The sequence below is a fragment of the Microbacterium sp. LBN7 genome, assembly GCF_045690345.1.
GTDB lineage: Bacteria > Actinomycetota > Actinomycetes > Actinomycetales > Microbacteriaceae > Microbacterium.
In genome coordinates this window covers 3,992,448-4,004,845 of the sequence record NZ_CP147856.1, presented here as the reverse complement: position 1 = coordinate 4,004,845, position 12,398 = coordinate 3,992,448, and the positions used below count along the sequence as shown (strand labels likewise).

The window sequence follows — 12,398 nt, the reverse complement described above, 5'->3', positions numbered from 1 at the left end:
ACGGTGTTAAAGGTTGCTTGTGGCTTCAGTCTATCGGAGCGGCTCAGGCTCCGACGACCTCGACACCGCGTTCGCAGACAGTGGCCGCAGTGACCCACCAGTACGGGTGGTGGTACAGGTCAACTCGCCTGAGGCAGCGCCTCCCCCGGAACGCCCGTCTCTACGATTCTCGACGAGCGGATCGGGTGGCCGCTCGTGGTCAGGCACCGACCGGTCTTCAGGTCCCACTTCCAGTCGTGCATGCTGCAGGTGAGGACGCCGTCCTCGTCGACCTTCCCCGTCTTCGTGAGGTCGGCGCGCAGGTGCGGGCAGCGACGCTGCACGAGCCAGTCCCCGACCTCGGCATCCTCGGTCTGATCGGTCTGCTCCTGGTACCAGTTCTCGACGTACTCGATGCGGTCGACCGACAGGCACTTGAGGAACGTCGTCAGGAACTCGTTGAACTTGCCGCTGCGACCCACCTGGAACTGCATCGAGAGGAAGATCGAGTTCGACCAGTCGATCTCGCGGTCGCGGATGTTGGTCGAGACGAGATCGGCGGGGATCGTGTACCAGTAGATGCATTCCTCCCCCGCGTATTCACGGACCTTCGCCCGCGGGAAGTCGACCACCATGTCGAGCTCGCCGATCTTGAACCTCACGCATCCTCCGACGCCGAGCCGGATGGTGCGCGACTTCTTCAGCAGCGGCTCCCACCACGCCTTGAGGGTCTCGAGCATCTCCGCCGGCGGGATGATCTCGGCGCGCGAGGCCTCCTCGTCGCGGATCTCCTGCTGCCGACTCGCCCGCTGCGATTCGAGGTAGTCCCACTTCTCATCGAAGATGTGGGCGATCTCCGCCTCGGTGTAGAGGGACTGCTCGGTGCTCACCGACGCACCCTCGACGGTCACGACCGTCCCCGGGACGAACAGGTGCCCGTCGTACTGCGGAGCGAGTTCCTTCATGTGCGCGAGGAACTGCTTCTGGTCGGTGAAGATCGACTCGCCGTTCCTGCCGACGCCGTTGAAGTCGAACAGGTCGTCCCGCAGGAACATGGGCGGGCCGGCCATCGGGAAGACGTGCGTCGCGTCGACCTTCTCGATGTAGTACATCGCCCGCTTGTTCTGCGCGTCGCGCTTGAGCTTCGCGAAGTTCTGCTTGGCGTCGAGCGGCAGGTCGTAGACCATGGGCCACCAGATCGCGCCCGAGACCTGCGTGAAGTAGGCATCCGGCTTGCCGAAGCCCAGCAGCTTCTCGAGGTCGAGGGGGTGCGAGTCGTTCTGGTTCAGAACGGATGCGGTGCCGTCGTCCACGCTCAGCGAGGAGTCGCCGATCGGGCCGTCGCTCGGGGCGCGCAGCGGCGTGATCATGATCTTCAGCTCGCCGCGCCGGATGATCTCCCCCGCCGGCGCGTACGTGATGTTCGTGTACCCGAGCGCGCGGATGTCCTGCTCGAGATCGTCGATCGGATACTCCGGCAGCAGCACCTCGATGTCCTTGCGGATGTACCGCTCGAGCAGCTTCGGGTCGAAGTGGTCGCGATGGCGGTGCGAGATGTAGAGGAAGTCGGCCTCACGGCCGAAGCGCTCCCAGTCGAGGCCGCGATTGTCCGGGAACGGGAACCAGGATCCATAGAACGAGGGTCCGAGGACGGGGTCGCAGATGATGTTCCCGCCGACCGTCTCGATGAACATCCCGGCGTGGCCGAGTCCCGTGATCCGCATTGCATTCCTCTCGAAAGTGAACCGTAAGAGTCTACCGACGGCCTCCTGGGCGCCCGCGGAGACCAGCCGTGAATACTCGACCCGACGGTGGTCGGGGCGACGCGCTAGTCGTCGAAGAGGCCGCGGATGTCGTCGGCTGTGAGGGACTGGGCGAACAGCTCCTGGTCGTCCATCACTGCCGTGAAGAGGCGGGCCTTGCGCTGCTGCAGCTCGCGCACCTTCTCCTCGATCGTCCCGGCCGAGATCATGCGGTACACGAAGACCTGACTGGTCTGGCCGATGCGATGCGTGCGGTCGATCGCCTGCGCCTCGGCGGCCGGGTTCCACCAGGGATCGAGCAGGAACACGTAATCGGCCTCGGTCAGGGTGAGTCCGAATCCGCCGGCCTTCAGGCTGATGAGGAACACGACCTGCTCCCCCGACCGGAACCCGTCCACGACGTCCTGCCGGCGGCGGGTCGACCCGTCGAGATGGGCGTAGGGGATGCCCGCGGCGTCGAGGCGGGCGGCAGCGAGGTCGAGGAACGAGGTGAACTGGCTGAAAACGAGCGCCCTGTGGCCTTCGGCCTGCAGCTCCACGACTCTCTCGAGCAGGGTGTCGAGCTTGCTCGAGCCGATGTCGGCGTCGTTCTCGTCGACCAGTCCCGGGGCGAGGCTCAGCATCCGCAGCAGGGTCAGGGAGCGGAACACGATGAAGCGGTTGCGATCCAGATCGTCGAGCAGCCCGAGCACCTTCTGGCGCTCGCGCTGCAGCACCACGTCGTAGAGGGCGCGGTGGGCGGGGCTCAGCTCCACCTCGAGCACCTGCTCCTGCTTGGGCGGCAGGTCGGCTGCGACGATCTCCTTCGTGCGGCGGAGCATGAGCGGACGGATGCGGCGGCGCAGCTGCTCGAGGCGACGACGGCGGTACTCGCCGCCCTCCTCGTTCTCCGGGACCTTGCCCTTCTCGATCGGCTGGATGTACCGATCGCGGAACCGGCGCGCCGACGGGAACAGACCGGGAGCGGAGAGCTTCAGCAGCGACCACAGGTCGGAGAGGCTGTTCTCCATCGGAGTGCCCGTGACCGCGTACGTCACGTCCGCGCGGAACGTCGAGATCGCCCGATGCAGCTTCGTCTTCGGATTCTTCACGAACTGGGCCTCGTCGAGGATGAGCCCCGCCCACTCGACGCCGGCGAACTCCTTCTCGTCGAGTCGCGCCACCGTGTAGGAGCTCACGACGACGTCCACCCCGGCGGCGGCATCCGTCAGCGAACCGCGACGCGTTCCGCTCGTCGTGTCGACGAGCGCCACCCGCAGCTCGGGCGTGAAGCGGGCCGCCTCGGTCTTCCAGGTGCTGAGCACCGAGGTCGGAGCCAGCACGAGGAACGGCCGCCGCTCGCCCCGGTCGCGCGTGTGCTGCACGAAGGTGAGCAGCTGCAGGGTCTTGCCGAGCCCCATGTCATCGGCCAGGATCCCGCCCAGCCGATGCGCCCAGAGGAAGGCCAGCCAGTCGAATCCTGACTTCTGGTACGGACGGAGCTCGGCGCGGAGCGACGGCGGCACGGGCGTCGCGGGCACGCCGGTCGCCTGGCGGAGGCCCTCGGCGGTCGAGCGCCAGCTCACCGCCGGCTGCGCCTCGTCGGCGAGATCCTCGAACTCCTCCCAGAGATCGGTCTGGTAGCGGCTGATCCGCGGACCGGTCTCCCACTCGTCGAGCTCGCCCGCCTCCTCGATGAGCTCGCGCAGACGATCGAGCGCCGGATGATCGAGGGTGAAGTAGCCGCCGGCGGAGAGCAGCAGCTTCTTCTTCCCTCTGCTGAGCGCCGTGAACAGGGGCCCGAACGGGATGCTCCGCCCGTCGATCGTCACGATGATCCCCAGATCGAACCAGTCGGAATCCGTCGTCTCGACCGTCGAGACCGTCACCTCGGGAACGCCGGTGAGCTCGCGGTACTCCTTGCGCGTGCCGGTCGTGACCACCGTGACCCCGGCAGCCTCGAACGCGGGCACGACCTGGGCGACGAAAGCCGCAGCGTCGATGTCGTGGAACGAGCCCGTGGGCGCGAACCGGTTCGTCGTGTGCTCGTGCCAGACCGTCTCGAGCTGGGCACGCCGCGCCGCCTCGGCCTCCGGATCGCGGACAGCGGTCCGACCGGCCGCGAACGGCACCGTCCCGAATCCGCGGTACGACCAGGCGAACGAGTAGCTGACGACATCCCCGCGTTCGAAGGCGACGTTCAGCACGGGCTCCGGCGCGGGGATCTCCGGCAGTGCGACGTCGCCCACCGTCTGCACGGCAGTGCGCCGCGCGAGCAGCGGGTAGGCCTCGGTGACGAACGCCTCCTCCTCATCGGCCGGGACCACGATGGGCCGCGGCGCCTCGAGGAGAGCCCGCACCTGGTCGCTGAGCGGCACCTCGGCGAGAGTGATCTGCATCCGGCTGCCCATCAAGACCGCCGAGTACACCCCGGATCGGCCGATCGGATGCACGGAGGACGCGGAGACCTGCTGGCCGTCGATCATGGCATCCGCGGCAACCGTCAGTGCGCCGTCGTCGTCGCGGGTGATCATCGCCGAGATCTCCGCCGCATCGGCGAGGCGCACGGTGGCGTTCTTCTGACTCGTCACCATCGGGATGCCGAGAGCCGCACCCGCGCGCAGGTGCCCCCACAGGAGTCCCGATTCGATCTGGTCGACGACCAGCCAGTCGCCGGCGTTGCCGGAGAGCAGCGAGTCGCGCGAGATGCTGAGCAGATCGCCGAACCAGCGGGTCTGGGTCCGCCCGAACTGCGCCGCGTCCCGTCGCACCGTGTCCCAGCCGGCGTGCCCCTGGATCCAGGCACCGGTCTGCTGGCTGCGCATCAGCGGTCGGATCGCCAGGAGCAGCTCGCCGGTCGACCGGGCGAGGTCTCTGGGCGTCGCCGGTCGCACGGCACGCGGTGCCCAGTGATTGTCGCCGCGCGGCTCACGGTGTCGCAGCTCCACCCCGAGCGCCAGCGGATGGGTCTGCGCCGTGACCGCGGGATCGACCAGCGCACGCCAGGAGGCCGCGGCAGGGGGCGCGGGGGCGGGAGCGGCCACGGCAGGTTCGACGACTCGCGCGCCGCTCTGCTGGGAGTACTCGTGGACGTTCGAGGCGAGCAGGGCGGCGACGACGTGCTTGCAGGCGGAACGCACGGGGCACGAGCACCGCGTGGATCGGACGTGCCGCTTGCCGTTCGACGACACGAAGCCGACCTCGACCAGGTACTGCGCGCCCTGGCTGCCCTTCACATGGCCTTCGAGCTCCTGCAGGTCCTCGTCCCAGACGAGGTCGAGCACGTTCCCTTCACGGAAGTACGCGAGCCCGCGCGCGTACCCACCGGCGTCCGTGATCTGCATGAGGTCGCGGAGGTCGACGTGCGGTGCGGGCATGCCCGTATCCTTCCCGCGGCATCCGACATGGAGGCCGCGACTCGGACGAACCGATCAGGAGGCGCGGGCGACCCGGGCGAGGACGCCGTGCACGAAAGCACCGGAATCGTCGGTCGAGAACTCCTTGGCGAGCTCCACCGCCTCGTCGATGGCCACGGCCGTGGGCACCGCGTCGTTGTGCAGGATCTCCCACACGCCGATGCGGAGCAGGGCGCGATCGACCGCGGGCATCCGCTCGAGCTTCCAGTCACGGCTGTGCGTGGTGATCTGCTCGTCGATCTCGTCGCGCTGGTCGATGATGCCGTCCACGATCTCGCGGGCGTACAGCCAGGAGGCTTCGCGCGCGGGCTCGCTCGCGGCGCGCTTCGCCTCGGCGGCGAGGGTGACCGAGAGGTCGTCGCCGCGGACGTCGGCGGAGAAGAGGATGTCGAGAGCGCGCTTACGCGCCTTCGTGCGGGCGCTCACGCCTTACTTCTCGCGGCCGAGGTAGTCACCCGTGCGGGTGTCGACCTTGATCCGGGTGCCGGTCTCGACGAACAGCGGGACCTGCATCTCGTAGCCGGTCTCGACGGTGGCGGGCTTCGTGCCGGCCGACGAGCGGTCGCCCTGCAGGCCGGGCTCCGTGTACGTCACCTCGAGGATGACGGAGGCGGGCAGATCGATGTACAGCGGGTTGCCGTTGTTCAGCGCGATCGTGACCTGCTGGTTCTCGAGCAGGAAGTTCTTCGCGTCGCCCACGGTCGCCGCACCGACGGTGATCTGGTCGTAGTCGGAGGTGTCCATGAAGACGAAGCTGTCGCCGTCGGCGTACAGGTAGGTGAAATCGCGGCGGTCGACGTTCTCGATGTCGATCTTCGCGCCCGCGTTGTACGTGCGGTCGACGACCTTGCCGGACACGACGTTCTTCAGCTTGGTCCGCACGAACGCGCCGCCCTTGCCGGGCTTGACGTGCTGGAACTCGATGACGTTCCAGAGCTGTCCGTCGATGCTGAGAACGACGCCGTTCTTGATGTCTGCGGTAGATGCCATGCGCTGAGAGTTCCGTTCCTGAGTCTGTGGGGCCGGCCTCTCCCGCGCGATACAGGCAGGGCCGACAGTCGATTCTACGGGATGCGCGGACGCGGCCCGGAAACGGACGTCTCAGAGCGAGCCGACGAGCTCCCGCACGGCGTCGGCATAGCCGTCGATCCCCCGGCCGATCACACGCACGGCGGCGACATCGTGGAGGTAGGAGTGGTGACGGAACTCCTCGCGGGCGTACACGTCGGAGATGTGCACCTCGGCGAACGGGAGCGCCACACCCGTGAGCGCATCGCGGAGCGCGACCGAGGTGTGCGTGAGCCCGCCGGGGTTGATGACGATGCCGACGCAGTCCTCGCGTGCCGCGTGGATGGCGTCGATGAGCACGCCCTCGTGATTGCTCTGGATCGCACGCACGTCGTAACCCAGCGCACCGGCGGCCTCGGCGGTCAGACGCTCGACGTCGGCGAGAGTCGCCGTGCCGTACACCTCGGGCTCACGCGTGCCGAGCAGGTTGAGGTTGGGGCCGTTCACGAGGAGCAGGCGCGGATTCGCGGTCACGATGACACACTATCCGCGGACACGAGCGGACGGCTCATCTCGAGCTCGGGTCCGATGGATCCGGTGAAGCGCAGGCCGGTCTCGACGAATCCCGCGCGGCGATACGCGCCCTGGGCCCGCTGATTGTCGACGTGCACGTCGAGGGCGAGCGCACCGTCGCCGAGTGAGCGCGCCCACTCGGCCGCTGCATCGAGCAACGCGTCGACCGTGCCGCCGGCCCGGTTCTCGGGACGGACGAAGACGCCGACGACGTCGCCGCGGGCGACGGACACCACGCGCCCATGATGGTCCGTGTCTCCGACCTTCCACCGGATCACCGTGACGGTGCCGACCCACTCGGCATCCCGCTCGGCGACGAACTGCGCCACGCCGTCACCCTCGGCGGCGTTCGCGGCACGATCGTGCCAGAACTCGTCCGGGTGCGCCGCCTCCGTCTCATAGGAGTGCAGGAACGCGATGGAGGCGTCCGGGTCACGGACCGCGTCGAGGCGCAGATCGCGGACCCGCTCCCCCTCATCCGCGCGCACGCGCCGGATGACCATGCTCACGCGCCGACCTCCTGGTAGGCGGCGAAGAGCAGCGACTCGTCGGGGGCCTGCAGCACGGTGGGCTTCGCGATGTCGTCGAGCAGGATGAAGCGGAGCATCCCGCCGCGGCTCTTCTTGTCGCGCTGCATCGTCGCGAGCAGCTGCGGCCACGCACCGGCGCGATACGTGGTCGGCAGGCCGAGGGATTCCAGCACGGTCCGGTGCCGCTCGGCCGCGGTGTCGGACAGACGCCCCGCCAGACGCGAGAGCTCCGCCGCGTAGAGCATGCCGACGGACACCGCCGCGCCGTGCCGCCAGCGGTAGCGCTCCGCGTGCTCGATCGCGTGACCGAGGGTGTGGCCGTAGTTGAGGATCTCGCGGAGGCCCGCCTCGCGGAAGTCGTCGGAGACGACCTTGGCCTTCATGTCGATGGCGAGCTCGACGGCGCGGCGGAACTCCTCGGTCGTCGGGTCGACGGCCCGCGCGGGATCCGCTTCGACGATGTCGAGGATCTCCGGCGCCCAGATGAATCCCGCCTTCACGACCTCCGCGAAACCGGCGGTGGCCTCGTTCGGGCTGAGGCTGGCGAGCTCGTCGAGGTCGCCGATGACCGCGGCCGGCGCCCAGAACGCGCCGACGAGGTTCTTGCCCTCGGCGGTGTTGATGCCCGTCTTGCCTCCGACAGCCGCGTCCACGAGTCCGAGCACCGTCGTGGGAACCTGGATGAGCTGCACCCCGCGCAGCCACGTCGCGGCCACGAAGCCCGCGAGGTCGGTCACCGCGCCTCCGCCGTAGCCGATCACGGCATCGCTGCGGGTGAAGTCCGCCTGTCCCATGACCTGCCAGCAGAAGGCCGCCACCTCGACGCGCTTGCCCTGCTCGGCATCCGGGATCTCGGCGAGAAGCACCTCGCGCTGTCCGTTCTCGGTGTCGGCGAGCAGACGGTCGCGCAGCTCGGCGGCGCGAGCGGCGAGCGTCGGAGGGTGCACCACGAGGATCTTGCGCACGGTCGGCGCGAGCGCGGCCGATACCTGATCGAGCACACCCCGTCCGATGGTGATGTCGTACTCGTCGTTCCCCGTGACACTGATGGTCGTCGTGCTCATCGCTGTTCTCTCCTCCATGCCACGATCTCGTCGGCAATCCTCTGCATCGGGCGTCGCGACGTGTCGAACGTCGTCGAGGCCACCTCGTCGTACCAGCCGCGCCGTTCCTCGAAGATCCGGATCCAGCGGTCCACAGGGTCCTCCCCCGCCAGCAGCGGACGGCTCCCGCCGCGGATGCGATCGGCCACCGCATCCGCGCTCACCGTCAGGAAGACGACCGGATGCTGTCGCAGGAGCGCGCGCGTGCCGGCATCCGTCACCGCGCCGCCGCCGAGCGAGATCACCCCGCCCTCCGACAGCGCGGCGGCCACAGCGGCGCGCTCCAGTTCGCGGAAGTGCGGCTCCCCGTGCTCGGCGAAGATCGTCGGGATCGGGCCGTGCGCGGCGACGATCCGCTTGTCGGTGTCGATGAACGGCACGCTCAACCGGCGCGCCACGCGCCTGCCGACGCTGGTCTTGCCGGCGGCCATCGGGCCCACCAGCACCAGCGTGAGCGGGTCAGTCGCGCTCGTCATGCGCGATGAGCGCCGCCTCGGACGCGGGAGTCGTGCGCAGCTCCGCCGGAATGCCCGCGAGGTACCCCTCGAGGTTGCGACGCGTCTCGCGGACGCTGTCGCCGCCGAACTTCTCCAGCACGGCGCGGGCGAGCTCGACAGCGACCATGGCCTCCGCCACGACTCCGGCAGCCGGAACGGCGCAGACGTCGGAGCGCTGGTGGTGCGCGGTCGCGTCCTCCCCCGTCGCCACATCGATCGTGCGCAGTGCGTGCGGGACCGTCGCGATGGGCTTCATGCCCGCGCGGACGCGCAGCACGGTCCCGGTCGACATGCCGCCCTCTGTGCCGCCGGCCCGGTCGGAGCCACGAGAGATCCCGTCGGCCGTGGCGAACAGCTCGTCGTGAGCGGCCGAGCCGCGTCGGCGCGTCGTCTCGAAGCCGTCGCCGACCTCGACGCCCTTGATGGCCTGGATGCTCATCAGCGCCTGGGCGAGACGGGCGTCCAGGCGGCGGTCCCAGTGCACGTGCGAGCCGAGGCCCGGCGGGAGGCCGTACGCGAGCACCTCGACGATGCCGCCGAGCGTGTCGCCGTCCTTCTTCGCGTCGTCGACCTCGGCGACCATCAGCGCGGAGGTCGCGGGGTCGAAGCAGCGCAGCGGATCGGCGTCCAGCACGTCGACGTCGTCGGGGGTCGGGAGCGCCGAGCCCTCGGGCACCCGGACCGGTCCGATCGAGAGAGTGTGGCTGACGAGACGGATGCCCAGCTCGCCGAGGAAGGAGCGGGCGATCGCGCCGAGCGCGACGCGGGCGGCGGTCTCCCTGGCGCTCGCGCGCTCGAGGATCGGACGCGCCTCGTCGAAGTCGTACTTCTGCATGCCGACGAGGTCGGCGTGCCCGGGACGCGGACGCGTCAGCGGGGCGCTGCGACCACGGGACTTGTCGGTGAGCTCCACCGGCTCGGGGTTCATGACCTCGATCCACTTCGGCCACTCGGTGTTGCCGATGCGCAGCGCGATCGGGCTGCCGAGGGTCTTGCCGTGGCGGACGCCGCCCGAGATCGACAGCTCGTCCTGCTCGAACTTCATCCGCGAGCCGCGGCCGTAGCCGAGCTTGCGGCGGGCGAGATCGGCCTGGATGGCCTCGGACGACACCGGCACGCCGGAGGGCAGACCCTCCATGACGGCGATGAGTTCTGGGCCGTGCGATTCGCCGGCCGTGAGCACGCGGAGCATTGCTCCAGTCTCCCATGCGATCAGGCCTGTCCTGCGCCGCGTTTCGTTCGGGACCCTCCGGATCAGAGCACGGCGCGCATGGCAGCCACCACAGCGGCCTCGTCGGGCAGCGCCGTCGACGGGTCGCCGTGATGGAAGATCCTGATCTGGCGCACGGCCTGATGCAGCAGCATCCCGAGTCCGGACACCACGGTGGCACCGCCCCATGCCGCCGCGAGGGCAGACGGCCAGGGGGCGTAGGCCGCATCGAACAGCGCGCCCCCTCGCGCGGCCAAGGCCGACGCGGCACCCTCGGGAAGAACGGTTCCGCTCGGGAGCGTCGCGATGGTCAGATCGGTCTCGGCCGCGACATCGTCGAGCGGGCGTGCCTCGACGGAGATGCCGATGCGCTCCCCCAGAGCGATGAGACCGGCAGCGCGCTCCGGGCGGCGCGCCGAGATCTCGACGCTCTCCGCTCCCAGATCGGCGGCGGCGACGAGCGCGGATGCCGCCGTGGCGCCGGCACCGAGGATGCGCACGGAGCGCGTCTCGGTGATCCCCGCCTCGGCCAGCGCGTCGACGATGCCGCCGACATCCGTGTTGTAGCCGGCGATGGCGTCGCCGAGCAGCAGCGTGTTCACGGCGCCCGTCAGCTCAGCATGCGCATCACGCGATGCGGCGGCACGGAACGCCTCCTCCTTCAAGGGCATGGTGAGCGACAGGCCGCGCCACCGGGCGTCGAGCCCGTCGAGGGCGTCGGCGAACGCCGCCGCATCGACCTGCCGTCGCCCGTACTCCCAGTCGAGACCGAGCACACGGTAGGCGGCCGCGTGCAGCGCAGGCGACTTCGAGTGCGCGATCGGGTCTCCCCAGACAGCGAGATACGAGGCGGTCACCGGCTCAGCAGCCGCCGTCGGGATTGGCCCGGCACCACTCGCGCCACTTCTCCACACCCTGCTCGTGCTCGGCGAGGGTCTCGGAGAACTGGGTCTCGCCCGTGGCCAGGTTGATCGTGACGAAGTAGAGCCACGGCCCGTCGGCCGGGTTCATCGCCGCGTCGATCGCCGCGTCGCTCGGACTCGCGATCGGCGTGACCGGGAGTCCCGTGTGGACGTAGGTGTTCCACGGGTTGTCGTCGGCGAGTGCCTCGGCCGAGCTCGACACGACGCCCTCGTGCAGCGAGCCGTACCCGTACTGAGCCGTCGAGTCCATCTGCAGGAGCATGTCGATGTCGAGGCGGTTCTGGATCACCCGCGACACCTTGGCGAAGTCGTCCAGACGGCCTTCGCGCTCGATGATCGAGGCGATGGTCAGCACACGCTCCGCTTCGTCGTCCGGGACCCCTGCCGCGGCGAGCGACTCCCGTGTGCGATCGACCATCCGCTGGATGACCTGCGTCGCCGTCACCTCGGGATCGAAGGTGTAGATCGCAGGGAAGAGCCATCCCTCGAGAGACGGTGCGGACACGCCGTAGGCCGCGGGATCGGCCACAGCGGCCTCGAAGTCCGCGAGCGGGATTCCGAGCGTCTCGGCGATGTTCGCCAGCGACGAGGCGATCGTCCCGCCTTCCGTGATCGACACCGTGTTCTCGAGCTTGTTCTTCTCGTCCTTGAGAGCGGCGAGAGCGGCCTCGGCCGTCATCTTCTCCTGCAGCCGATAGATGCCGGGGTAGAACGTCACGGCGAGGTTCTCGTTGATGAGGTAGTCGTAGAAGACGTCCTCGGTCCTGGTCACGCCCGCATCGTAGAGAGCGGTCGACACCGGTCCTCCGGTGTCGCCCTCGCGGATCGTGACCATCACCTCGCCCGTCGCCATGCCGGGCTCCCAATCGGCGGCACCGCCCCAGCCGAGCGCCTCGCTGATCTTGTCGCCGTAGGTGTTCCAGGCCCAGACTCCGCCGGCGGCCAGACCTCCCACGATCACCAGCACGATGGCCAGGGCGATCAGGCAGCCGGTTCGCCGCTTCTTCTTCGGCCGCCGGGCGGCGGGGTGCTCGTCAGGCGGAGCGAAGAGATCGTCCAGCCCTCCGCCCAGTGGCGGGGCGGGGTCGGGAGAAGCCGACTTCGGAGACGTCGCCGCTGAGGCGGATGCATCCTGCTGCGGCGACGCTGCGGAGGCGAAGAGGGCATCCGCGGCAGAGGGCTCGCGGCGCGCAGGCTCCGTGTTCGCGGAATCCTCGCTCGTCGGCTCCGAATCCGGCGAGTCGTGCGACTCCGAGGGCCGACCGGCGGCCTCGCGCGCGGCGCGGCGCGAACCCGGCGTCGGGGCGCTGTTGTCGACGGTCGGGATCTGACGTGTCGGGGCGGGCAGATTCTCGAACAGGTCGCCCAGGCGGGCGCCCGGATCGTGCTGGGGGGAAGCACTCTCGCGTTCGGACAT

General features: G+C 69.4%; 11 protein-coding genes. All 11 read right to left on the bottom strand.

Translation table 11 applies throughout. The features are described from left to right. Positions 1-119: 119 nt before the first annotated feature. Positions 120-1,703 (bottom strand): Rieske 2Fe-2S domain-containing protein, encoded by a 1,584-nt coding sequence (locus LBN7_RS19450; protein WP_407360549.1) that lies wholly within the window; start codon positions 1,701-1,703, stop codon positions 120-122. A 104-nt stretch (positions 1,704-1,807) separates the two neighbouring features. Next, complete coding sequence (locus LBN7_RS19445) at positions 1,808-5,098, bottom strand: SNF2-related protein (RefSeq protein ID WP_407360548.1); 3,291 nt, start codon at positions 5,096-5,098, stop codon at positions 1,808-1,810. 54 nt (positions 5,099-5,152) lie between these two features. Further along, positions 5,153-5,563, bottom strand: a complete 411-nt coding sequence (nusB, locus tag LBN7_RS19440) for a transcription antitermination factor NusB (RefSeq protein ID WP_116634930.1) — start codon at positions 5,561-5,563, stop codon at positions 5,153-5,155. Between the two features lie 3 nt (positions 5,564-5,566). Continuing rightward, complete coding sequence (efp, locus tag LBN7_RS19435) at positions 5,567-6,127, bottom strand: elongation factor P (protein WP_116634929.1); 561 nt, start codon at positions 6,125-6,127, stop codon at positions 5,567-5,569. A 111-nt stretch (positions 6,128-6,238) separates the two neighbouring features. Beyond that, entirely contained in the window at positions 6,239-6,679 is a 441-nt protein-coding gene (aroQ, locus tag LBN7_RS19430) for a type II 3-dehydroquinate dehydratase (protein WP_116634928.1), read from the bottom strand. Continuing rightward, positions 6,676-7,221: a GNAT family N-acetyltransferase gene (locus tag LBN7_RS19425; protein ID WP_407361735.1), complete on the bottom strand. Its 546-nt coding sequence runs from the start codon at positions 7,219-7,221 to the stop codon at positions 6,676-6,678. Before LBN7_RS19425 ends, aroQ begins: the two co-directional genes overlap by 4 nt. A gap of 2 nt (positions 7,222-7,223) precedes the next feature. After that, positions 7,224-8,312, bottom strand: coding sequence for a 3-dehydroquinate synthase (gene aroB, locus LBN7_RS19420; protein WP_116634926.1), 1,089 nt, complete (start codon positions 8,310-8,312; stop codon positions 7,224-7,226). Continuing rightward, a complete protein-coding gene (locus LBN7_RS19415; protein ID WP_407360547.1) occupies positions 8,309-8,827 on the bottom strand; it encodes a shikimate kinase in 519 nt (172 codons plus the stop codon). Before LBN7_RS19415 ends, aroB begins: the two co-directional genes overlap by 4 nt. Next, the gene (gene aroC, locus LBN7_RS19410) at positions 8,811-10,040 is read right to left on the bottom strand and encodes a chorismate synthase (RefSeq protein ID WP_116634924.1); all 1,230 of its coding nucleotides are present in this window, start codon (positions 10,038-10,040) and stop codon (positions 8,811-8,813) included. The genes LBN7_RS19415 and aroC overlap by 17 nt, the downstream gene beginning before the upstream one ends. A 62-nt stretch (positions 10,041-10,102) precedes the next feature. Beyond that, on the bottom strand, positions 10,103-10,915 hold the full coding sequence (locus tag LBN7_RS19405) for a shikimate dehydrogenase (RefSeq protein ID WP_407360546.1): 813 nt from the start codon (positions 10,913-10,915) through the stop codon (positions 10,103-10,105). A 4-nt stretch (positions 10,916-10,919) separates the two neighbouring features. Next, on the bottom strand, positions 10,920-12,398 hold the full coding sequence (gene mltG, locus LBN7_RS19400; RefSeq protein WP_407360545.1) for an endolytic transglycosylase MltG: 1,479 nt from the start codon (positions 12,396-12,398) through the stop codon (positions 10,920-10,922).

Excerpts from the sequence above, each read along its gene's own strand:
- LBN7_RS19445 (WP_407360548.1), bottom strand. The coding sequence starts at position 5,098 with ATGCCCGCACCGCACGTCGACCTCCGCGACCTCATGCAGATCACGGAC.
- LBN7_RS19425 (WP_407361735.1), bottom strand. The coding sequence starts at position 7,221 with ATGGTCATCCGGCGCGTGCGCGCGGATGAGGGGGAGCGGGTCCGCGAT.
- LBN7_RS19450 (WP_407360549.1), bottom strand. The coding sequence starts at position 1,703 with ATGCGGATCACGGGACTCGGCCACGCCGGGATGTTCATCGAGACGGTC.
- aroB (WP_116634926.1), bottom strand. The coding sequence starts at position 8,312 with ATGAGCACGACGACCATCAGTGTCACGGGGAACGACGAGTACGACATC.
- mltG (WP_407360545.1), bottom strand. The coding sequence starts at position 12,398 with ATGTCCGAACGCGAGAGTGCTTCCCCCCAGCACGATCCGGGCGCCCGC.
- aroC (WP_116634924.1), bottom strand. The coding sequence starts at position 10,040 with ATGCTCCGCGTGCTCACGGCCGGCGAATCGCACGGCCCAGAACTCATC.
- efp (WP_116634929.1), bottom strand. The coding sequence starts at position 6,127 with ATGGCATCTACCGCAGACATCAAGAACGGCGTCGTTCTCAGCATCGAC.
- LBN7_RS19415 (WP_407360547.1), bottom strand. The coding sequence starts at position 8,827 with ATGACGAGCGCGACTGACCCGCTCACGCTGGTGCTGGTGGGCCCGATG.